The organism is Thalassospira lucentensis, assembly GCF_011806425.1.
Lineage (GTDB): Bacteria > Pseudomonadota > Alphaproteobacteria > Rhodospirillales > Thalassospiraceae > Thalassospira > Thalassospira lucentensis_B.
Genome location: NZ_JAATOV010000003.1, coordinates 626,203 through 647,781, shown reverse-complemented (window position 1 = coordinate 647,781; position 21,579 = coordinate 626,203). Strand labels below are relative to the sequence as shown.

Below are 21,579 nucleotides of genomic sequence, written 5' to 3'. Positions count from 1 at the left end.
GTAAGCATTCGTCCAGCGGCGGACGATAAAAGGGCTATAAACAAAACGTTATCAGGGCTGGCTGGGCATCAACAATGACATGGTCTGTTGGTCGTCGAGTGGTTTGGGAGTGATAGAGAATGAAAAAGATTTTGATCCTTGGTGCCGGGAAGATTGGGCGTATTGCGTCTGTGATGCTTAATGTTACGGGTGATTATGCGGTGACGTTGGCCGATGCCAATTGTGACATGTTGGAATTGTTTGCCGATGAGACGGCCGCGACCTTGGTGAAGGTGGATGTCACAGATGAAGTCGCCCTGACCGAGGTTGCGCGCGGCCACGACGCCATTTTGTCCACGTGCCCATTTTATTTGAACGTAGCAATCGCCCGTGTGGCCCGTTCGGTGGGGGCTGCCTATTTCGATGTGACCGAGGATGTTGAAACAACGCGCGCCATTCGGGGCATCGCCAATGGGGCAAGCAGCGCGTTTGTGCCGCAATGTGGCCTTGCGCCGGGCTTTATATCCATTGCCGCCCATGACCTGTTTAAGCGATTTGACCGCGTCGATAAATTGCGTCTGCGGGTCGGCGCGTTGCCACAAAATCCGACCAACCGTTTGAAATATAACCTGACCTGGTCGACCGATGGTTTGATCAACGAATATCTTAATCCGTGCGAGGCCATCGTAAATAGCAAACGGGTCGAGGTGCTGCCGCTTGAAGGATATGAACGCTTTTCGATTGATGGCACGGAGTACGAGGCTTTCAATACCTCGGGCGGGGTTGGGGCGCTTTGTGATATGCTTGAGGGCAAGGTCGCAAATCTTGACTACAAAACCGTGCGATATCCGGGGCATCAGGAAATCCTGAAAATCCTGATCGAAGATTTACGCCTCGGTGAACGCCCCGATATGATGAAGGACATCTTTGAAAATGCGCTGCCCGTCACGCAGCAGGATGTGATTGTCATTTTTGCTGATGCGGTAGGCACACGAAACGGTGTTCTGTGTGAAGAAAACTTTGTTCGTAAAGTCCATGGTACCGAAATCGGGGGACAGAAATGGTCGGCAATTCAGATCACGACATCTGCCGGGGTATGTACCTTGATGGATATGGTTTTGACCGGCGAGCTTCCCGGTGTCGGCTATGTTCGACAGGAGCAAGTCAGTCTTGATGATTTTCTTGCCAATCGATTTGGTCGGTATTTCAGTCCTACCCATTAAGTTGTAGCCCAAAAGGGCCTTGCTTTATCTTATGGGTTATCTAAATCCCCCGAATGAGAATTTGGGGGATTTTTGTATGTTTCTTCGGGTGTTATGCGCCGGTCTTGTCGGGGCAAAAGATGAAATTCACCGCAGGGCAGGATCGAAATTCATCAATGCAACCGTTGGGCATGGTCAAGCATAAGAATTTATGGCAAAGACGTTGTTTGTTAACGCTTGGCCCGTATGGTGGCGGGATAAATTAGATACTCTAACAGCGAAGGCATCTTTTGGCTGATTTCGGCAACATGTTCCAGTCTGCGATGGATTTGTATGAAGCAGGGCAACTTGCGGAGGCGGAAGAAGCCTGTCGCAAGATGACGCGCGCCTATCCGCAGGCCGCAGAGGCCATGCACCTGGCAGGGCTTGTCGCCATGCGTCAGGGAAATCTATCTGTTGCCGCCGAACGCATGGGCCGGGCTGCGATTGCAGACGCCAATAGTGCGGAAATTCAACATGATCACGCGCAGGCCTTAAAGGCGGTTGGTAAATTACGCGAAGCAATTGGCGCGTTTAAACGGGCCATTCGGTTATGCCCGGATGCACCGGCGCTTTATTGCAACATCGCCAATACATATCGCCAGCTTGATGATCTTGCTGATGCGCGTGAAAATTACGAACACGCATTGGAATTGGCGCCAGATGTTGCTGAAATTCATGCAAATTACGCCACTTGTCTTTATGCCTTGGGCGATGTTGCCGGGGCAGAAAAATCGTGCCTGACCGCGCTTAAAATGCGCGACGATATTGTTAATGCGCTGGTGCTGATTGGGCAAATTCGCCTTGATCAGGGACGGACGGTATCCGCCAGTGAACCATTGCGCCGCGCACTTGAACTTGAACCGGGTCATCAACGCGCCTTAAGCGCCTATGGCGATGCGCTTTTCCGGCTGGGGCAATTTGCCGGGGCGCAGCATTGTCTGCGACGGGTTCTTGCCCTTGATCCTACCGATGCGAAAGCACGCCACACCTTGGCGTTGCTTAATCTGCGCGTCGGGCAGGGCACAGAAGCCATCGGGGCGCTTGAACCGCTTTTGGCCGAAAACCCAAGCGATCCAGCACTTTTGTTGATGATGGGCGAAGCACTTAGCATCGTTGGGCGTCACAGCGAAGCGGTTGAACAATTTGGTGCAGCCATCGGTGCGGGTGGCGGTGATGACGCGGTATTTCGTCTTGCTGTCGAGTTGGCCGAAGAGGGCGACACGCAGTCGGCGCAATCGGTTTTGCAAAACGGCATTGATCGCAAAATTGCGGCCGGTGAAAACGCGGCACTGTTTCGTACTGCACGCCGGTTACTGTTTGCACCGGTCCCAACCAACATTGCCGCGCAAAATGACGAAGTCGTGCGTGATTTGCTCGACGATGCCATGGATGAAGACGCGCTTGAGCCCGGGTTGGAATATGCCGGAACGGACCGGATTGATCCGACCATCTTGACGCGTTTCCCACCTGTCTGGCGTGCGGCCCTTCGTCCTGAAGGCGATAAGCAGTTGCGCGCGGTTGGGCATTATTGGGAACAGTTGGTGTCGGGCTATGATGTGCCCGAAGTCAGCAAGGACAAACCCCATAATGGCGGCAAAATCCGTCTTGGGATTGTGTCGGCCAATATGCGCGAAAACGGGATCGGACGCTGGATTGTCGGGCTTGTTGATGCCATTGATCGTGATCGATTTGATATCACGGTCATCCGTCCGCCGATCGGCGAAGACGATATTACTGCGCGCATTGATGAATATGCCGATCTTGTCGTGCCATTGCCGCTGGATCCATTGCATTCGGCACGCGTGATTGCCGGTCTTGATCTTGACGTGTTGCATTATGTCGACCCGCAAGCAGATGCCTATACCATGTTGCTGGCAAGCTGGCGTCTTGCGCCAATGCAGATTTCCGGCGGCGGCATTGCTGCGACCAGCGGGCTTTCAAACATCGATTACCATTTGATTGCCGAAGATTGGGAAACCGCCGGCGGTGAAAAGCGATTTAGCGAAAAGCTGATCCGTTTGCCAGGACTATTTGTGAATGCGACGCGGCCAGATGATCTTGGGTTAACGTCGACCGATTTGCAGCGTCATTGGCGCTTGGCGCAGGATAGAAACACCTATCTATGTCCGCAGCCCTTGGACGTATTGACCGCCGAGTTTGATCCGCTGATTGCGGAAATTCTGCGATTGGATGAAACGGCCGAACTGATATTGATTGCGCCAGAGCGCGATAGTTGGGATGCGGCGTGGGGCCGTCGGTTTGCGATCAATTACGCTGATGTCGCCGGACGCATGCGGTTTGTCACGGTACGCAATCGATCCGATATGCTGTCATTGTTGTGTGCGGTGGATGTGGTTCTTGAAAGCCCGGCATGGAACGATGCCATGTTGGCGTTTGATTGCCTTGGCCTTGGCGTGCCGTTGGTGACCTTGCCCGGAAGTGCCGCACGGTCCCGGCGCAGCCACACCTGCTATCGTCAGATTTCGGTCTTTGACTGCGTAGCGTATCATTCAGCCGATTATGTTGATACCGCCCTGACATTGGCGACGGATAAGCGTCGCCGGTCTGTGGTGTCGCAGGCGATCCGCAGCCGATCCCACATCCTGTTTGGGCAAAAATCGTCCTTTGATGCCTATATGCAGTTTTTGGAAAACAGCATCCAGCCCGCATACGCCTGATCGCACGCATTGAGCGGCGGGCCGGGCGTTTGTTGGTTTGGTGTGCTTGGATGGTTGCGGTTTTTTATATGCGCTGGGTTAGCTAAGCGCGTCGAGGTCGGCTTCTGATAGGGCGGCGGGGACGATGGTCAGGGGCAGGCGCAATTGACCCACCGTGTCGCTTTTGGTCAATGCGGTGATAAGCGGACCGGGGCCTTCCGAAGTTGTGCCAGCAGCCAGCACCAGAATAGAAATCTGTTCTTCTTCTTCAAGCAGGGTCAGCAATTCGTCCTTCAGGCGGCCTTCACGGATAAAGAGAAGCGGCATGGCACCCGTTTGTTCGTGGACATAGGCGGCCAATTCGTTGACGCGGGCTTCGGCTTCTTCGCGGGCTTCTTCCTTCATCAGGTCCCCAACGGCGACCCAGTGCTGAAACTCGGCAGGTTCAATCACACTTAGCAAGGCAACACGACCGCCGGTATGTTGTGCGCGACGGCAAGCATAGCGAAGGGCTTTGGTCATTTCGTCACTGTCGTCGACCACAACAAGAAACGTGCGGTTCGACGATATGCGGAGTTCGGCATCGGCATCGTATGAAGTCATATAGAAAGCCCTGAAGAGTTTAGAGGATTGCTTATTATTCCGCCGATTGTGGGGCGGCGGCATTTGCCAGTTTCCCAAAGTGTGCCGTAATTTGCAGTGCGTTTCCAAGTGGTTTTTTTGCCGAACGGCCAAAGAAATATGTATTACGCAGGTGCGAAGGTCTCGCTGCGGTTGCACAGAAACATGTTTTCACAGCGCGTATAATCGTCAGGACAGGCGAACTTGGACCGCGCGGCGGGAATTATCCCTTGCGGAAGACGACGCTTGCGATCCAGCCCGAAATCACCGCGATAATCACGGCAATGATGCCGTAAAGTGCCGAGTAACGGTGCGCGAAATCATAGACTTCTGCGCTCACCCCGGTTTTTGAAACAACAAGCGGTGTTGTTTTCACGCTGGCAATGCGACCATCACGGATCAAATAAACATTGATCATATAGGTGCCGGTCGGGGTGTTGGCTGGGAAATGGATGTCGGTTCTAAAAAGCTGGTTGGACAAAAAGCTGATTTTTGCCGGACGCTGATTGAACAAGCCGACATTTTGCATATTACGAACCAGCGCATCGCGATAGGTTTTTTGCTCCGCCTGCGGGATGTCGTTTGTTGCGATAAAGCGCTGGTGCTTTAAGCCAATGCGATAATCTTGCAGGACGTTGTCGTTGGCGATGATATCCATCGGCCGGTTTGATGCGCTGGCATAATAGGTTGGCACGTTTTTGAATGTGGCACTTTCGCGGTTAACCCAAATGCCCAGTGTGCGTTCCTTGCGGCGCACGACCATGTCCTGATCTGGACCACGTACAGTAACGATCACATCGCCTTCGTTCTGGACCGCCCCAAACAGCAAAACATCAGTACCGGTAAAGCCGGTGGTGATCGCCACAAGGTGGTTTGACAAATCCACCACCAATGCATCAGCCTTGCCGGATTTCAGGGGCAGGGCGACGGACATCAGGGTGATGGCCGTGACGATGGCGGTACGGAGTGTGTGCTGTGAAAACGTCATCACAGGTTCCCCGGCATGATCGAATAAAGCTCGCTCGGTTCGATTACCAGATCAAACAACAGCTTGAGACAGACCGACAGCACAAGCAAACCAAGCAGGGCACGAAGATGCTCTGCCTTTAGGTTGGATCCGAAACGTGCGCCAAACTGTGCACCGATCACGCCACCAATCAAAAGCAGCGTCGCAAGGGCAACATCCACGGTTTGTGTCTGGATCGATTGCAAGAACGTCACGTTGGCCGTGACAAAGATGATCTGAAACAGCGATGTTCCGATGACAACACCAGTTGGCATACCCAACAGGTAAATCATCGCGGGAACCATCACAAAGCCACCACCAACGCCCATCAGGGCGGTCAACATGCCAACACAGAAGCCAATCAAAAGCGGCATAAGGGCGCTTATATAAAGCCCCGACCGGTAAAACCGCATTTTAAACGGCAGGCCGTGGATAAAGCTGTGCTGGTGCTTTTTGCTGCGCCGGATGCCGCCACCTTTGCGCCGGGTGCGGAAAATGGCGCGCGATGCTTCAAACAGCATCATGCCGCCAATAATGCCAAGGAAAATGACGTAGCACAGCGAAATGACAAGGTCGATCTGCCCAAGGGATCGCAACCAGGCAAACACCCAAACCCCGACGGTGGAGCCAAAGATACCGCCAAATAGCAGGACCAGCCCCATTTTCAGATCAACATTGCCGCGCCGCCAATGCGCAAAAACGCCCGATACCGATGATGCGACGATCTGGTTTGCGGCCGTTGCAACGGATACTGCCGGGGGTATGCCATAAAAAATCAAAAGCGGGGTAATCAGGAACCCACCACCCACGCCAAACAGGCCAGACAAAAAGCCGACCCCGCCGCCTAGACCCAGAATAAGAAATATGTTTACCGATATTTCGGCAATCGGGAGATAGATTTGCATCTTGGGGAGGCTAACAGCGTTTGATTGATTGTTATTATCTAGTCTAACATATTGTGCAAATGCAACAATCGCCAAATGGCGCTTTATCAGACAGAAACCGATTTTTTTATAAGGTTCTTCATGCCGACATCTTCAAGTGATGAGTTTGATGTAATTTTGGATGCAAGGGGCTTGATGTGCCCCATGCCGGTGCTTAAGACCAAGAAGGCATTGCGCGACGTCGCAACTGGCGGAATCCTTAAGGTTCTGGCGACGGATCCGGGGTCGGTTGCCGATATGAAATCATTCTGTGAGATGACAGGAAACCATCTGCGTTCGTCCGAACAGGAAGATGACGTTTTCATTTATTATGTCGAAAAAAGCCCTGCGTGATCTGATAGTGCTCGTTATAGTCGCGTCTATGACGCCATTTCCTACCTTTATGCGGTGCAACGCCGTTACGAAAGATGCCCCACATGCCAAATAATCAAAAAAATCTGACATGGATTTCTTGTCAGTTTGACGAAATGACCCCGCTGCAAATTTACAGCCTGCTGAAATTGCGCCAGCAAATTTTTATCATCGAACAGGAATGTATTTTCCCGGAAATTGATGGCCTTGATCCGCAATGCGATCACATCATCGCATGTGATGACAATGACGTGCTTGGGGCTGTGCGGATTGTTGGGCCGGGTATCGATCCTGATCACGTGGAACAAGGTGACCGACCGGCTATTGGCCGTGTGGTTGCCGATGAAAAACTACGCGGGCAGGGGATTGGGCGGCAATTGATGACGCGCTCAATTGATCATTGCAATCAACGATATCCGGGCAAGGCGATTTATCTAAATGCGCAACTTTACCTAAAGAACTTCTATGAAGGGCTTGGTTTCGTGCAGTTTGGCGATGCCTATGAAGAAGATGGCATTCCACATATTTGCATGGAACGCCCGGCTGCCGAGTAGGGATGCCACGTTACCCTTATCGTTGATAAAAGTAAGCGCAGCGTCGGGATGAAGCTGAATTACCGCTGCGCGGTGATGGTCATGCCGGTAAAGAATTCCAGCTGCCAATTCATGTCATCTTCACTCAGCGGATATTGATCGCCATTGCGGGGATTGAGCGTCTGGCTGGGCGGAACGTGGCCCAGCTTGACCTGAATCTTTACCGCAAGATCGGCGGGCAATCCGGCTTTCCATGTTAGGGCAACAACCCCCTTGGCAGAATGCGTGTTAAGCACTTTTGACACGGCCTCTGGCGGGATGCCGGCTAGTACAGAAAGGGCTGCGCGCGCAAATTTCACATCATTGGCGGCAAGTGCCTTGGCAACTTCCTTGTCCGTTAGCTTCTTTTTGGCATGCATGGCAATTGCCTTGTCATAGGCTGGCTCTTCTTCTTCCTCTTCGTCGGCATTGCCTGCTTTGGTCTCGGCACCTTTCGCCTCTTCAGCAGGGGCGTCTTTGGGGGCTTTCTTTTTCGGAGCCGGTTCTGTGATTTCGCGTTTTTCGAACTCACCCGATGCAATGCGGCGTTGAACCACATCACGCACGGCTTCAAGTTGCTCTTTCTTAAGGTCTTTGCGCCGTTCCAGCACGCTAATCAGGTTGTCTGCAACAAACCGGGCCAGTTTGCCCGCCGCACTTGGCGGCAATTTCGGGCGTTCGACCAATGGCTGATGCCATTCTGGATAATCGGGTGCACGATCAATCAGTTGATCAAGGGTTTCTTCGCGTATTTGCGCCGATTTATTGCCCAGAAGATGCGAAATCGCATCTTTGTCGCTGCTGGCGGCAATGGCATCGGCCAGCTTTTCGCCGACATTGCGCCGGCGCGACACAAAGCTAAGCGCGCTGCGTCCAGAACTGCCTTCGATGATTTCAAGAAGATCGTCTTCGCTCAGCACCGGCGAATATTGCAACACCGGGCCGCAGACAACACTTTCGGTGTCGCGCGCAAGCTGCTGAATAATCGGCTGCGGCGCGTCGGCGATGTCTTTGAGTGTTTGAGAGATAACTTGGCGGACGTGAACGGCCTGATCGCGTGCCAGCTTATCAAGCGCTTCGTATGTCATACGACGCAGCTTGTCGCTTTCATTCGGGCTAAGGCCTGCTGACAGATGGGCGATTTTCTCGGCAAGGCTGCCACGCACGCTGTCATCGGTATCATCGGTCAGAAGGACGTCGGCCTGCACCGGTGTTGCTTCGTTCGCGGCGATATGCCGGCGCACAGATGAATCCGTATCATTGGCAAGGAAATACAGGATTTCAGGGCGCGTATCATGACGTTGGGCAAGCGTTCCGCGCACGTCGGCATCGGGACTTGCCGCCATTTGTTTGGCTTCGTCATAGGTGATGGGGGTTTCGCGTCGCTTGGTGAATACCCGCTGCAAAAATCCCTTCATCGGGCATTCCTCCTATTCTTCGATCTGAGCCGAATTGGTTGTCCCGGGGGCCGACGCAATGCCAAAGCGACCTTTACCAAGTTTCTTCACTTGATACATCGTCTGGTCAGCGCGCTGCACGAGTTGTTCTAAATCTTCCTTCGATCCTGCCTCATGAACCGCAATCCCCACTGATATGCCTAGCGGATGGTCCTTGTCACCGGAATATTTGGCAAGGATGGCGCTTTCTTTCATCAGTGTCTTTGCGCGGCGTGACGCGGCATCAACATCAGCACCTTCCAGCCAAAGCACAAATTCATCCCCGCCCAATCGTGCAACCAAGTCCGAGGGACGTACATTTTCCTCGAGCACCTTGGTTAGGGCAAGAATGGCTTCATCGCCAGCTTGGTGGCCATGGATGTCATTGACCAATTTGAAGTTGTCCATATCGACATACATCAGCGATGCTGGTTCATGTTCACGTTGCAGGCGGCTGTGACGGCGTTTGAGTTCATCAAAGAATGCGCGACGGTTCAGAAGCCCGGTCATCCCATCTGTACGGGATAGGGTCAGGATCCGTTCATGTTGAATTGCCTGTTCGATCGCAATGCCAATCTGATCGGCGACTTCGGTCATGATCGCGCGTTCACCGTCATTTGGATCCGGATGGTGTGAATCAAACAAGAAAATTACAGCACCATTATTGCGTTGATGATAATGGCAGGGCAGGGCAAAGACATGCCACGTATCAATCTGGGCATCAAAAATACCACCAGATTTCTGAAGCTTTGCCAGTGCCTGTTTGGAAATATCGTTGGCATCTTTGTTTTCGTCGCCCGCTGCGATTTCCAATTCATGTGTTTCATCATTGCGTTTGAAAATAACGCAATTGGCGCAGGCAAGTGCACGGGTGCTGGCCTCGGACGCGCCTTTTAGGACCAGCAGCGGATCAATTTCATCGCGCATGGTCCGCACGATATAGGTCATCAGGCGGTCACGATTTCGCGCGGTCGATACTTCGCTTTCGCGGCGTCGTTGTTCTGTGATGTCATGTGCAAGTCCACGGGTTCCAATCCATTGGCCTTCGCGGGAATAAACCGGGGTCGAAGACACCGCAAGGCAGGCATCGCTGCCATTTGACCGGCGAAGCCACACGGGCACGTCGCGCACGGCCTTTTGGGTGCGGAAAACGTGTTCGGCTTCGGTATCGGCGTCACCCATGATGAACTGGCGGGGATAACGGCCTACGATTTCTTCGGCGCGATAGCCAAGGGCACCGCGCGGTGACACAAAGACAAACTTGCCAGTGTCGTCAGTTTCCCATGCAAATGCCGATGAAACTTCGACAATGTCCCGGTAACGCTGGCGCGAATCAATTAGCGCCTCGCGCAGGTTGCGGTCCATGCTGACATCGCGCGGCAACAACATCACGTTATTGTTCGTGGTCGGAAGCGCGATTAATTCCAGTGTCGCAGTGCCACGCTGGACCTCAAAGGTCATCATTTCCACCACCCCGCCTGGGGTCGTTAACGTGCGGCGGATCAGTTGGTAAATTTCCGGAAACAAGCCGTCGCGAATGCCGTTGGCAAAGCCGACAGCATTTTTATTGGCAAATAACGGAACGCCCTGTGCGTTCATAACAATAACCGGTGCCTCCGCATCGGCCATGACTTTTGGATCAAGCGCAAAGACATCACCATCATAAGCCGTCAGGTCGTCTGAATGGTCAATTGCGGCAGGATGACGTGGTTTCATGGGCGTCCTCCTGAAACGGTTTGGCTGGAATTGGCGATGGATGATGCCATTTCGGTGGGGCTGTTGGTCGATTTGGCGCCGATCGTAACCGGTGGGCCAAGGTGATATCCTTGACCGTAATCAATACCAAGCTCACAAACCATGTCATAGCTGGCCTGATCATGGATCATTTCTGCAATGGTATGGATCTCCAGATCCCGGCACAAAAGGGCAGTTGCCTTAAGGAATGCACGACCTTTTGGGTTGGCAAGGGCGGTACGCATGGCGCCACCATCAAACTTGATAATGTCCACATCAAGGGCGCTTAGATATTCAAAGTTCGCGGCCCCAGCACCAAAATCATCAAGACAAATTTTGTGTCCGCGGGCGCGCAAAGTTTGCAGACCATCATTCACGTCCTTAAGGGCGCGAATACGCGATGTTTCCGTGACTTCGAATAAGACGCGGTCAGGTTCGATATCATACTCATCCAAGATGGCCATCAGGTCGGCCAGAAAGTCACTCTGTTCAAGCGAGTGACCCGAAAGATTAACGGCCACTGGATATGGAATATCACTTGGCGTATCGCGTAAATGATCAAGCACCTTGCGGCTCATTGCCAGATCAAATTCGGTAATAAGGCCGGTGCCCTCGGCAAAGTGAATGATTTGATCGACGGCAAGCGGGTTGCTGCCATTGGTAAAGCGCGCCAATGCTTCAAAATGGTGCATTTCGCGATCGCCCAGACGCACAATCGGTTGAAGCGCAACCGCAAAGGAACCGTTCTCGACAATTTCGCGGAAGGCCCGAACCGATTTCAGCGTTTCCTGAATAAGGTGGGGCAGGCTGGCCGACAGACGTTCTGCTGATACGTCATTTTGGCTTCTGTGCTGCATACGGTTAAGCGCATAGGCAACCGCACGCGTCAGATTGGTTTCCCGATCATTTTCCCCATCCGAAAAGGGGGCCGCCGCGTCAAGCTGATGGATATTGCGCGCACTGTCATAGTCGTTGCCAAACATATCCGTGGTCGGTTCGGCGGCGGATTTTTTGGTGGTGATACCCGATGAGACATCGTTGGTCAGCGATAGAAGCGCCTCAGTCGTCTCAGCTGTGGAAGTATCATCAAGGTCAACCCGCAATGCACTGGCATAGGCCACGATCCTGCGTTCTAGTTCGATCATCGGTTCATCAACCGGATGGATCGGGTTTTTAAGGGCGCTTAGGGTCGATGCAAAGAAATTCGATGTTTTTGGCGTGCGAATACCGATTAGGTGGGCCAATTCATTGGTCGCGGCGGTTTCCGCCTCTGACCGCGATGCTGCGAGATTTTCAAGAACCACCAATGCTTCGCTTTGATGTTTTGCTGATATCTGGTCGGTGTTTTTGTCGGATGATTGGCTTTCAGGCGCACGTTTGTTCTTTTGAACCGCACTTTGCAAGATCAGGCGATCAATACCCGATCGTGCACGTGGGCGCATGGCGCGATGGCGCGCGGCCAGAAAGTATCGGCTGGTGGGATTGGCGACCATGTAGCCGCTCAGCGACAGGGGAACTGCATCCTGAACCTGTGTGCCATCCGGATTAAATAACTGAAAATCCAGATCCAACTCTTCCAGGCGCTTAAGGCCCGATCCTGCATGCAAATAGGCCCGAAGTAAGGGGCGTTCTGACTTTAAAACCAGCTTTTCCAGTGCTTCACCGATTAGGCGATCCGGACCACATCCAAGAAGGCTTTCCGTCGCACCGGCAACAAACAGCACATATCCGTTTTCATCGACTTCCAACAGCATGTCTGCCCAGCAAAATGCCATCGCCGCCAAAAGGTCTTGGTCATTCGTTTCTGCTGAATAGCCAGAGCTATGCGTCATTGGGGAACCATCATCAAAAGCCGCCTGATCGAAGTAAGTGCAGTGTTAGCTGTCTATATTAAATAGCAATCCTATAGGGGATATGAAGGATTTGCACTTCATTAGCGAAAAAATTAAGGGCGATCTTTGAAATTTGGGCGTGGGCTAAACTGAAGATGGTATGAAGCGCAAGCGGAACAGTTTTAAAACGTCACGCCGCGTTATGGTCATTACGTTTGGTTGCGGGGGCATTTTGATCGTCGCGCGCGGCATGTTTGTTTTTGTACATGTCTTTGTCAGCCGCGCTGATGAGATCGGAAATATCTTGTTTTGCGCCATAAACGGCAAAGCCGAAGCTTGCCTGAATGCGCAACGGATTTCCTTGCCAAATCAGCGGAAAACGTTCCGTTGCTTTTTTGAGCTGTTGAATACGTTTTTCTGCCGCATCTGGATCGCTTGCGCTGAGCAGGACGGCAAATTCATCACCGCCGAACCGGGCGACAAAGTCGTCGGCCCGCGTATGAGTGCGTAGGTTTTGACCAAAATGGCGTAAAACGGCGTCGCCAGCGGCGTGGCCGTGTTCGTCATTTATTTCTTTAAAACCGTCAAGATCGGCGATCAGAATAACACCGTTTTCACCGCTTCGGGCCGCACGCGCAAGGGCCTCGCGCAGGCGCCGCATAAAACCGCGACGGTTATATAAGTTGGTAAGTTCGTCGGTTTCGACCATCAGTTCAAGCTGACGGATGCGGTTTTGCTGCTGGTCCAGTCGTGCTTGCATGTCGCGGGCAAGATCAACAAGCGTTGACAGTGCCTCGTTTTGTTCGGCTTCCTCGGACGCGCGAGTGTTAATCGCCGTCTGTTGCTGAAATTCTTCAGCAAGCTGTGAGAGGAATTCGATTTGCGACTTTGCCATGACCGGTCAGGTAACCCATGTTTTGAAATCGGGTACGAAATTGCGAAATCCGCAAAAGGATGAATACCTTTTTACATCCTGCTGCGTTACAAGAACATTAACGTAAAACTACAGAGTTTGTGACGACGCGACATCGTTCACACAGGAGGTTGAAGAATGAAGACCGGTTTGATGGCAGGATTTTCAAAGAAAATTGCAATTGTTGCAGTGGTGGCAGCGGTGTCTGCATGCTCCGTCATTCAAAAGAATAATTTCACCGTTGCCGGTGAGATTACCGATCAAGGGCAGGAGTGCGTAACGTTCCGTGCAGAGGATGGGACATTGTATGCGCTTGCCAACAAGGCAACCCGCTTCCGCCCGGGCGACAAAGTACGCGTCACCGGCCACGCCGCTTTGATGACGACCTGCACCGAAGCATCAACCTTGATCGTTGACAAGATTGTTATGCTGGCACCTGCGGATTAAATTCCGGTCGTTTGGCGCGCCGTTCTATGGGCGAATGGCAAAACATTCTGTGCCGTCAGCAATCAGCTGGCGGCATTTTTCGTTTGCGGATGACTGGTTGGGAAAACCCGCTAGACGCAGGCGATGAAACACCCCCTTGCTGCCGAGGTCCGCTGTGGCGATTTCGCGCTGGTGTGCTTTGACCAGATCGGGATAGCGAATGCTAAAACTCGCCCAATATGTTTGCGCACTGATCGTGTCATGAAATGCGCCAAGCTGGATGACATAAGGGCCGGTTGTGTCATCAGCCACCCCGTTGGCAAGGGCTTGCGTGTTTGCGTTTGGCCGCGATGCTTGCACGGACGGTGACGTCGTTGCCGCCACTTGCTTGGTCAATGTTTGACCTGCCAAGGAACGTGTTGATTTGGTGCTTTGGGCGGCGTTGGACGTTTCTGGCGTTGAAGGGACGTCTGGTTGTGTTGGGGCGGACTGTTGTCTTGTTGTTCTCGGCGCACCACCGTTGATGGTTTGATGATATATTTCGGCCAAAGACGGAATGTCTTCTTCGAAGGTTGGTGTGGTGGCGGCCGGGATTGTGCCGGGCAGCAAGCTTACCGGAAGGTTGGGATCACGCCCGGTCGATGCATGAACCGGAATGTCCGTTGGGATGGCGTCAACGCCCGTGATTGGGGCATTGGCATGGGCGTGCTGGGATTTGGCCGTCGACGGTAATATTGCCAACGTCGAAGAAGTCATCAAAGCCACGGCAATTATACTGGTTCGCAGCCTTGCCGTTATCGTGTCCGTATTCATAAAATCCCGCCATAAAGCCACGCATTTTGTACGCGAAAAAGGGATCGCATAGCGTGGTTTATGGCGGGTGTCTATGAGCATTTTTTACTGTTCACTGCGATGAGGGTAGGCGTGTCTGTCACGCAATATATTGTCATTGTGGCGCAGCCTTTCCATGGCTTTGCCATACATACTATCGGCGGGATATTGCCCGTCTGATCGATCGCCAGATTGCAGGCCGCTTAAAATCTCAATCGCGTCGTTAACGTGTTCGATGGTCCATATATTGAACTTGCCCTGGCGAATGGCCTGCACGACTTCTTCGCGGAGGACAACATTTTCGGCATTGGCTTGTGGGATGATAACGCCTTGATCACCGGTAAAGCCCTGATCGGCGCAAATTCGATAGAACCCTTCGATTTTGTGCGATATGCCGCCAACCGGCTGTGCTTCACCAAACTGGTTCATAGAGCCGGTCACGCCAATGTTTTGACGCATTGGAACGTTGGCGATGGCTGAGACAATTGCGCAAAGCTCGGCCATGGACGCAGAATCGCCTTCGATGCCGCCATAGTTTTGTTCAAACGTGACGTTGCAGGCGAACGATATCGGGAATTCCTGCGCAAAGCGCGATTTCAGGAACCCTTCGATGGTCATGACCGACTTTTGTTGCAGCGGGCCAGACATGTCGACCATGCGTTCAATGTTTAAAACGCCAAGGCTGCCGACATAGGATCGTGCCGACACGCGCGCCGGCAAGCCAAAGGCATGGTCGCCGTAATCAAGCACGGTCAATGCGTTGACCTGACCCGCGACCGAGCCGTAGCTATCAATCAGGATTTCCCGCCGCTGCACGCGTTCGTGCGACTTGTCTTCAAGGCGGCTGTTACGGTGGCGTCGTTCTTCAATTGCCCGCCTTACATCGGCGGCGCGGATGTTGTCGCGGCGTTCAGATTTGGCCAGTGCACCGGCCTCAATGGCAACGTCTTCGACCCGTTCGATTTGTGCGGTCAACTTATCGCGTTCACCCGCCCAACGGGCCGCTTGCCCAAGAAGTTGGCGAATGGCGCCGTTATCGACCGGAATGCCCGTACGTGATAGCGCTGACTCCCGCAATAATCCGGTATAGATCGAAATATTACGCCCGGCTGCGGGCATGTCCGCGTCAATGTCCGCCTTTACCCGGAAATGATTTCGGAAATCCACATCGAGCGAGAAGAAGGTGTAATAGAATTTCGGCGCGCCAACGATCACGACCTTAAGATCAAGCGGGATCGGACGCGGTTCCGGTGCCCCCGCGGTCGGTGGGCCGCCCTTGTGGGTTTCTTCGATGCGGATTTCGCGGTCCCGAAGGGCCGCCTTAAGGTAGCCCCAGCAATCTTCATGCTCCAGCAGTGATTCTGCACGCAGAACCAAAACGCCGCCATTGGCGCGATGTAGCGCGCCGGGCTTAATCAGGCTGAAATGCGGGTGCATGCCGCCCCCCATCGGGCGGTACTGAATTTGGCCAAAAAGATTGTCATAGCTTGGGCTTGGTTCAAGCACGACATCAGGGTGGCTGTCGCGTGAATGGTCAATCAACAGATTAACCGCATAGCGATCATCAACGGTTTCGGGAATTTTGCCATCGCCGCTTTCGATGGCGGGCTGATCGCTTTCTTCTTCAAAAGCATCGATATTATCAAGGATGTCTTTTTCAAGCGCTTCGAACCACGCTTTCAGGCCCGGACTTGTGAACTTGTCGCGCAGTTTTTTGATGCGCGGTTTAAGGACAACCTTGGCCGCATCACGGCGTAGGCTGTTGAGCGTATCTGAGATCTGTTCTTCAAGATCACGGGTCGACAGTAATGTCTTGCGGGCTTCCTCTGCGACATCTTCGAATGATTTTTCGGCTTCGCGACGCCGTTCCTTGGGAATTTCGTCAAGTGAAACAGGATCGCCATCCTCGTTCAGGGCGACGATCATGACACCTTTTTCGTTTTCCTGAACATCAAGGTCACGTTCGCGGGCGTAATCGCGCAGGGCATCAAACCGTTCGCGCACTTGGGCACGGGCTTCTTCGGTTTGGGCCTGGGTTTCTGTCAGGTGTGCCGGGGCGTTAAAGGCCGACGAAAACGCTTCGCGCAGGTGCGAAATCAACGTTTCCATCGCGGTCATTAATTTGACGCCTTGACCCGCGGGCATGGCATACGGGCGGGGGCGGTTGGCCCGCGAAAAATTGTTCAAATACACCCAATCATCGGGTGTTTCGCGTTCTTCCATCGCCTTGTTAAGATAATCAAGCGTTGCGGTCATGCGACCGGCCCTATCAAGGCCCAGAACAAAGATGTTAAAGCCCGGCTCATGCATGGAAAGCCCGAATTTCAGGGCTTCTGCCGCGCGGTAATGCGATGAGAAATCGAAAATTTTTGGCTGTTGGTCTTTGTGTGGGCTGCGAATCCTAAAGTGCGGAAAACCGCAATCTTCTGCGTCAAGGCGGGAAACTGACATCTGCTGACTTTCTACTGCCCAAGATCATAAACGGCGACGGGTTTTTATGCCGTGCAGCATATCTTGAAAGCAACGCAATAGAGTGGTCAAGCACTGCGTGGAGAAATTGTTGTTATCGCATCAAAAATCGTCCTCCCAAAGAGAGAGGGCGACGAAATCATCAGCCAAAATTGAGTGCATGTTTCGGTGTGTTTGCGCGGGTTTTTTTCTTGGTTTTGGTGCGGTCCGTTACATCACGACGCTATTGCCAAAATCGCTGCTTTTAAGCAACCGGTCCAGGGTTTGAGCACCAGTGCGCAGACGCTCCACCGATTTCTCGCCGCCAAAGCACAGGCGCAAACCGCGTGGTACTGGGCCAACGGCAAATTGCTGGGCGGCAGTTAAAAGAACCCCGCTGTTGGCGGCGTTCATGATCAGTTCACCCGGGTCAATATGATCGGGCAGGGACAGCCAGATATGATAATTGGTCGGGTGGGACCGCACGTCATATCCCTTAAGCGTGCCAAGGATAATGGCAAGACGTTTGCTGGCCTCTTCGCGGTGCCATGCTTCAAATTGCTGCAGACTGCCATCCATAATCATCCGCGAGACCAATTCCAGATTAATGGTCGAAACCATCCAGCAGGTTGCACGGATCGCACTTGCAAGTTTGCCAATCAGTTCACCCGGCGCGTGGATATAGCCAACGCGCAATCCGCCGCCAATGCTTTTGGAAGCACCATCAAGATAAATGCTGCGTTCTGGCGCAAAGCACGAAAGCGGGGGCGGCGCATCGGGATCAAGGAAGTGGTAAATGCCATCTTCAATCAAGGTCAGGTCGTATTTGCGCAGAATTTCGGCGATGTCGATGCGTCGCTGTCGGCTCATTGTGCTGCATAGTGGGTTGTGCAGGGTCGGCATCAGGTAAATCGCGCGTGGGCTGTGTGTGCGGCAGAGATTTTCCAAAACATCTGGAATAATGCCGTCATCATCCATTGCAACACCGCGCAACCGAAACTGCAGCAAATTGGCAAGGCTGCGCAGGTTGGGGTAGGTGAGTTCTTCACACAGCACCAAATCACCCGGACGCACGGTTGCCAGCAAGGACACTGTCATGCCGTGCTGGACGCCTGCGGTTGGGATGACGCGCTCAGGATTGTCATCTAGCCCAAGGCGCCCGGCAGCCGTGGCAATTGCCTTGCGTTGATGGGCCATGCCGTATTCGGACTTGTAGGTGACCATATCGTCAAGCGGCATGGTGCTTGCGATATCAAGCAGCGTATTGCGCAAGTGATCATTTGGCGGTGGCAGGGGGCAGTTCATCCGAAAATTGATCGGGCCGGTATTTTCGGTTTGTACTTCACTATCTGCATGGCGCATCGGACCAAGGTTGTTGGTAAAGGACGCTGGCAATAGCGACCTTGTCGCCATGTCGAGTTCCGACTGCTCATTATCCAGAACATAAGTGCCCCGGCCGACTTCCCCGGCGACAAGCCCGATCCGTTCAGCTTCGCGGTAGGATCGCGTGATGGTCCCGACCGTAACACCCAGATGATAGGCAAGGTCACGGTGGGTCGGCAGGCGGTCGCCCGGCTTTAACGTGCCGTCTTCGACCGCACTACGGATAGCCTGGGCGATCTGTCGATAAACAGGTCCGCCGGCATCTTTCAGGTTTGGAAGCCATATTGTCATGGTGACAATGTTTAAATTGACACAATTACAATGTCAATGACAAAACAATATCGAGACAATTCATCGACAGGAGATGGAAATGGTAAATTGTAACGATACAATCCGGCTTTCCAATGTCGGGATAGAAGATCACGAAGTCGCAAATAGCTCGGCATCAGAAAAGTCAGTCCCATTGCGCTCTGCTATGGTTGGGGCTGTTATCTTTTGTTTGGAAACACTGCGTCAATTTCAGGCAAATGCGCGCGATCGTAAGGTTCTGCAACACCTTGATGATAATGCCTTAAAGGATGTCGGCATGACACGTGCCGACCGTGATCAGGAATTGTCACGCACCCTTTGGTCTGGATTTCCGCCGCGCCGTTAATCCGGGCCACATAATGGGGTTTCTCGATTATGGCATGCCCACTGAGGGGCTGACGAAATCCGTTTTTGCTTACGTAAATGTCGATGTGTTTGATCGATGGATTGAAGGGGTACAATGTCTTTATTCGATATAGCAGAACTTCGCGATGCAGCGTCATTTGTGCGTCAATATGTCGCGCCAACCCCGACAATCCGTTGGCCCCTTTTGGATCGTGCGACCGGCTTGTCATTGTATGTGAAGCACGAAAACCACACCAAGCTTGGCGCCTTTAAGGTGCGTGGTGGTTTAACATTTTGCCAGCATTTGATGGGATCAAGTGACACTCGCCGTGGTGTGATCAGTGCGACGCGGGGCAATCACGGGCAAAGCATTGCCCATGCCGCACGCCAGTTTGGCCTGACCGCGACGATTGTGGTTCCGCACGGAAATGCGGTCGAGAAAAATGCCGCCATGCGGGCATGGGGTGCAGAGGTCATCGAACATGGTGATGATTTTCAAGAAGCATCCGAATTTGCCGTCGATTGCGCTGCGCGCGAAGACCTGATTATGATCCCACCATTTCACAGGGAACTGATCCGCGGTGTCGCGACCTATGGCCTTGAATTATTTGAACAGGTTGCGAAGCTTGACCGCGTTTATGTGCCGGTTGGCATGGGATCGGGCATTTGTTCGTTAATTACTGTGCGCGATGTACTGGGACTAGATACGGAAATCATCGGTGTTGTCGCAAGTGGTGCCGACGCGGTCGCACAGTCTTTTCGGGCTGGAGAAATTGTTGAAACGTCTGCGGCACATACGTTTGCCGACGGTGTCGCATGCCGAAGCCCCAATCAGGATGCGCTTGATATCATCCTCCGCGGTGCGCGCGATATTGTCACCGTTGGCGATGATCAGATCCGTCGTGATGCAATCCGCCTTTATTTCAGTTCGTGCCACACCCTTGCCGAGGGGGCCGGGGCCGTGCCATTGGCCGCGGCCATGGCCGCAAAGCACGAGAATATCAACAAGAAAGTTGCCGTCATTTTGACCGGTGCGAACATCGATCGGACTGAGTTCGCCCGCATTTTGGCAGGAGACACCTGATGAACCATGTCGAAAACAGTTTTCAAAACCGCGCTAAAAGCAGCCCCACTGCAGATACAGCGCGTCATCTGATGTTTGATGACCTTGAAAAGCTTGGTCGTATCCTCGTGCATACGGGGGATATCGCGCACAGCTTTGTACACGGTGCTGATGACATGGATGTAATATGCCGCGACTTTTCTGCATTTGACCCTTCGCGCCCACTCCCGCAGAAAGGTCGCGGCACCCTTGATAGTTTGCGCGCAGTGCAGGATGAAATTCTGCCGCTTTTGGCCGCATCGATTGGTCCGCGATATCTTGGCTTTGTCACCGGTGGCACAACGCCTGCCGCGCTTGTGGGCGATTGGTTGGCGAGTGCAATTGATCAAAATGCCACCGGACCCGAAGGATCGGTTAATGCCGCAGTTGAAGAACAGGTAATCAACTGGTTGTGCGAAATTGCCAATCTGCCGGTGCGGCAATTTGATGGTGTTTTGACAACCGGCGCGACGGTTTCGAACCTTTTGGGGTTGGTTGCCGGTCGCCAATGGTGTGGTGAAAAAGTTGGTGTCGATATTGATGCCGATGGCGCGGGCGCATTACCCGATTTAGAGCTATTCGCCGCCAGTCCCCATGCCAGCATGATCAAGGACCTGTCGATCACCGGGATCGGTCGCAACAATTTCACCAAGGTTGCGACCCATCCGGGGAGCGAGCAAACAGATACCGCCGACCTCCAGGCAAAGCTGGCGGCCAGTGACGAAAGGGGCAAAATTGTCATTGCGTCGGCCGGGACGGTGAATGCGACGGACTTTGATGATTTAAATGCAATTGCCGATCTCTGCGCCACGTATGGGGCGTGGTTACATGTTGATGCGGCATTTGGCATGTTTGCCGCCCTTGATGAACGCCGTGCCCATCTTTTGGCCGGGCTTGAACGGGCTGATTCGGTTACCTCAGATGCGCATAAGTGGCTGAATGTCCCATACGACTGCGGCATTTTCCTGACCCGCCATATTGATGTTTTGGAAAAATCCTGCCGGGCGTTTGCCCCGTATCTCGACACCAAGGCCGAAGGAAACATGTATATCAATCGCGGGGTGGAAAATTCCCGTCGGTTTCGGGCCTTGCCCCTGTGGGTGTCGATGCAGGCATATGGGCGTGATGGATTTGCCGGGATCGTGCGGTCAAATTGTGATCAGGCAGCTGACCTTGCCGCGTGGGTGAAGTCGCATGATAAACTTGATCTTCTGCGCGATCCCATTCTGAACGTGACGATGTTTACCGGCATTGGGTCGGATGATGACAATCGCGCACTGCTGGATCGGATTAATGCCACGGGCGAGGTTTTCCTGACGCCAACAATTTACGGTGGCCGGTTTGGTTTTCGCGCCGCGTTTAGCAATTGGCGCACCCAGAACCATGACCTAGTCATCATTAAGCAGGCCATCGAAACCGTATTGTAACGGGTCAAGCCAACCCGTA

The 21,579-nt window shown here is 53.1% G+C and carries 18 protein-coding genes; 8 read left to right on the top strand and 10 right to left on the bottom strand.

The genetic code is table 11. The features are described from left to right. The first annotated feature begins 119 nt into the window (after positions 1-119). Positions 120-1,202: a saccharopine dehydrogenase family protein gene (locus tag HCZ99_RS12975; protein WP_167447394.1), complete on the top strand. Its 1,083-nt coding sequence runs from the start codon at positions 120-122 to the stop codon at positions 1,200-1,202. 269 nt (positions 1,203-1,471) lie between these two features. Next, positions 1,472-3,901 carry a tetratricopeptide repeat protein gene (locus HCZ99_RS12970; RefSeq protein ID WP_254869592.1) on the top strand — a complete coding sequence of 810 codons (2,430 nt, stop codon included), beginning with the start codon at positions 1,472-1,474 and terminating at the stop codon, positions 3,899-3,901. Between the two features lie 78 nt (positions 3,902-3,979). Here HCZ99_RS12970 and HCZ99_RS12965 read toward each other — a convergent pair whose 3' ends face one another. The 3 genes from HCZ99_RS12965 to HCZ99_RS12955 form a co-directional block, all read right to left on the bottom strand. After that, positions 3,980-4,483 (bottom strand): universal stress protein, encoded by a 504-nt coding sequence (locus HCZ99_RS12965; protein WP_167447393.1) that lies wholly within the window; start codon positions 4,481-4,483, stop codon positions 3,980-3,982. Positions 4,484-4,724: 241 nt separating this feature from the next. Next, a complete protein-coding gene (locus HCZ99_RS12960) occupies positions 4,725-5,489 on the bottom strand; it encodes a TIGR02186 family protein (protein ID WP_167447391.1) in 765 nt (254 codons plus the stop codon). Further along, positions 5,489-6,412 (bottom strand): sulfite exporter TauE/SafE family protein, encoded by a 924-nt coding sequence (locus HCZ99_RS12955; RefSeq protein WP_167447390.1) that lies wholly within the window; start codon positions 6,410-6,412, stop codon positions 5,489-5,491. The genes HCZ99_RS12960 and HCZ99_RS12955 overlap by 1 nt, the downstream gene beginning before the upstream one ends. 120 nt (positions 6,413-6,532) lie before the next feature. Between HCZ99_RS12955 and HCZ99_RS12950 the strand changes: the two genes are divergently transcribed. Both HCZ99_RS12950 and HCZ99_RS12945 read left to right on the top strand, forming a co-directional pair. Next, positions 6,533-6,784 carry a sulfurtransferase TusA family protein gene (locus HCZ99_RS12950; protein WP_167447388.1) on the top strand — a complete coding sequence of 84 codons (252 nt, stop codon included), beginning with the start codon at positions 6,533-6,535 and terminating at the stop codon, positions 6,782-6,784. An 83-nt stretch (positions 6,785-6,867) separates the two neighbouring features. Beyond that, positions 6,868-7,356 (top strand): GNAT family N-acetyltransferase, encoded by a 489-nt coding sequence (locus tag HCZ99_RS12945; protein WP_167447386.1) that lies wholly within the window; start codon positions 6,868-6,870, stop codon positions 7,354-7,356. Between the two features lie 59 nt (positions 7,357-7,415). Here the strand turns inward: HCZ99_RS12945 and HCZ99_RS12940 are convergent, their stop codons facing one another. The 4 genes from HCZ99_RS12940 to HCZ99_RS12925 form a co-directional block, all read right to left on the bottom strand. Further along, a complete protein-coding gene (locus tag HCZ99_RS12940) occupies positions 7,416-8,792 on the bottom strand; it encodes a DUF2336 domain-containing protein (RefSeq protein ID WP_167447384.1) in 1,377 nt (458 codons plus the stop codon). 12 nt (positions 8,793-8,804) lie between these two features. Further along, entirely contained in the window at positions 8,805-10,526 is a 1,722-nt protein-coding gene (locus tag HCZ99_RS12935; protein WP_167447383.1) for a sensor domain-containing diguanylate cyclase, read from the bottom strand. Beyond that, positions 10,523-12,376: a sensor domain-containing phosphodiesterase gene (locus HCZ99_RS12930; RefSeq protein ID WP_167447375.1), complete on the bottom strand. Its 1,854-nt coding sequence runs from the start codon at positions 12,374-12,376 to the stop codon at positions 10,523-10,525. Before HCZ99_RS12930 ends, HCZ99_RS12935 begins: the two co-directional genes overlap by 4 nt. A gap of 190 nt (positions 12,377-12,566) precedes the next feature. Then, positions 12,567-13,271 (bottom strand): GGDEF domain-containing protein, encoded by a 705-nt coding sequence (locus HCZ99_RS12925; RefSeq protein ID WP_167447373.1) that lies wholly within the window; start codon positions 13,269-13,271, stop codon positions 12,567-12,569. A gap of 156 nt (positions 13,272-13,427) precedes the next feature. Between HCZ99_RS12925 and HCZ99_RS12920 the strand changes: the two genes are divergently transcribed. After that, entirely contained in the window at positions 13,428-13,736 is a 309-nt protein-coding gene (locus HCZ99_RS12920) for a DUF5818 domain-containing protein (protein ID WP_167447371.1), read from the top strand. Positions 13,737-13,760: 24 nt separating this feature from the next. On the opposite strand, the gene HCZ99_RS12915 is transcribed toward HCZ99_RS12920, so the two are convergent. The 3 genes from HCZ99_RS12915 to HCZ99_RS12905 form a co-directional block, all read right to left on the bottom strand. Further along, complete coding sequence (locus HCZ99_RS12915; protein WP_167447370.1) at positions 13,761-14,471, bottom strand: SPOR domain-containing protein; 711 nt, start codon at positions 14,469-14,471, stop codon at positions 13,761-13,763. Between the two features lie 141 nt (positions 14,472-14,612). Further along, positions 14,613-16,997, bottom strand: coding sequence for a Lon protease family protein (locus HCZ99_RS12910; RefSeq protein WP_167447368.1), 2,385 nt, complete (start codon positions 16,995-16,997; stop codon positions 14,613-14,615). A 228-nt stretch (positions 16,998-17,225) separates the two neighbouring features. Beyond that, on the bottom strand, positions 17,226-18,668 hold the full coding sequence (locus tag HCZ99_RS12905; RefSeq protein WP_167447366.1) for a PLP-dependent aminotransferase family protein: 1,443 nt from the start codon (positions 18,666-18,668) through the stop codon (positions 17,226-17,228). 79 nt (positions 18,669-18,747) lie between these two features. On the opposite strand from HCZ99_RS12905, the gene HCZ99_RS12900 reads away from it, so the two are divergent. The 3 genes from HCZ99_RS12900 to HCZ99_RS12890 all read left to right on the top strand — a co-directional run bounded on the left by HCZ99_RS12900 (position 18,748) and on the right by HCZ99_RS12890 (position 21,560). Beyond that, positions 18,748-19,032: a DUF1127 domain-containing protein gene (locus HCZ99_RS12900; protein ID WP_167447365.1), complete on the top strand. Its 285-nt coding sequence runs from the start codon at positions 18,748-18,750 to the stop codon at positions 19,030-19,032. A 114-nt stretch (positions 19,033-19,146) separates the two neighbouring features. After that, positions 19,147-20,115, top strand: coding sequence for a threonine dehydratase (locus HCZ99_RS12895; RefSeq protein ID WP_167447364.1), 969 nt, complete (start codon positions 19,147-19,149; stop codon positions 20,113-20,115). Beyond that, positions 20,115-21,560 (top strand): pyridoxal phosphate-dependent decarboxylase family protein, encoded by a 1,446-nt coding sequence (locus HCZ99_RS12890; RefSeq protein WP_167447363.1) that lies wholly within the window; start codon positions 20,115-20,117, stop codon positions 21,558-21,560. Before HCZ99_RS12895 ends, HCZ99_RS12890 begins: the two co-directional genes overlap by 1 nt. Positions 21,561-21,579: the final 19 nt, after the last annotated feature.

Excerpts from the sequence above, each read along its gene's own strand:
- HCZ99_RS12975 (WP_167447394.1), top strand. The coding sequence starts at position 120 with ATGAAAAAGATTTTGATCCTTGGTGCCGGGAAGATTGGGCGTATTGCG.
- HCZ99_RS12965 (WP_167447393.1), bottom strand. The coding sequence starts at position 4,483 with ATGACTTCATACGATGCCGATGCCGAACTCCGCATATCGTCGAACCGC.
- HCZ99_RS12960 (WP_167447391.1), bottom strand. The coding sequence starts at position 5,489 with ATGACGTTTTCACAGCACACACTCCGTACCGCCATCGTCACGGCCATC.
- HCZ99_RS12955 (WP_167447390.1), bottom strand. The coding sequence starts at position 6,412 with ATGCAAATCTATCTCCCGATTGCCGAAATATCGGTAAACATATTTCTT.
- HCZ99_RS12950 (WP_167447388.1), top strand. The coding sequence starts at position 6,533 with ATGCCGACATCTTCAAGTGATGAGTTTGATGTAATTTTGGATGCAAGG.
- HCZ99_RS12945 (WP_167447386.1), top strand. The coding sequence starts at position 6,868 with ATGCCAAATAATCAAAAAAATCTGACATGGATTTCTTGTCAGTTTGAC.
- HCZ99_RS12940 (WP_167447384.1), bottom strand. The coding sequence starts at position 8,792 with ATGAAGGGATTTTTGCAGCGGGTATTCACCAAGCGACGCGAAACCCCC.
- HCZ99_RS12935 (WP_167447383.1), bottom strand. The coding sequence starts at position 10,526 with ATGAAACCACGTCATCCTGCCGCAATTGACCATTCAGACGACCTGACG.
- HCZ99_RS12930 (WP_167447375.1), bottom strand. The coding sequence starts at position 12,376 with ATGACGCATAGCTCTGGCTATTCAGCAGAAACGAATGACCAAGACCTT.
- HCZ99_RS12925 (WP_167447373.1), bottom strand. The coding sequence starts at position 13,271 with ATGGCAAAGTCGCAAATCGAATTCCTCTCACAGCTTGCTGAAGAATTT.
- HCZ99_RS12920 (WP_167447371.1), top strand. The coding sequence starts at position 13,428 with ATGAAGACCGGTTTGATGGCAGGATTTTCAAAGAAAATTGCAATTGTT.
- HCZ99_RS12915 (WP_167447370.1), bottom strand. The coding sequence starts at position 14,471 with ATGACTTCTTCGACGTTGGCAATATTACCGTCGACGGCCAAATCCCAG.
- HCZ99_RS12910 (WP_167447368.1), bottom strand. The coding sequence starts at position 16,997 with ATGTCAGTTTCCCGCCTTGACGCAGAAGATTGCGGTTTTCCGCACTTT.
- HCZ99_RS12905 (WP_167447366.1), bottom strand. The coding sequence starts at position 18,668 with ATGACAATATGGCTTCCAAACCTGAAAGATGCCGGCGGACCTGTTTAT.
- HCZ99_RS12900 (WP_167447365.1), top strand. The coding sequence starts at position 18,748 with ATGGTAAATTGTAACGATACAATCCGGCTTTCCAATGTCGGGATAGAA.
- HCZ99_RS12895 (WP_167447364.1), top strand. The coding sequence starts at position 19,147 with ATGTCTTTATTCGATATAGCAGAACTTCGCGATGCAGCGTCATTTGTG.
- HCZ99_RS12890 (WP_167447363.1), top strand. The coding sequence starts at position 20,115 with ATGAACCATGTCGAAAACAGTTTTCAAAACCGCGCTAAAAGCAGCCCC.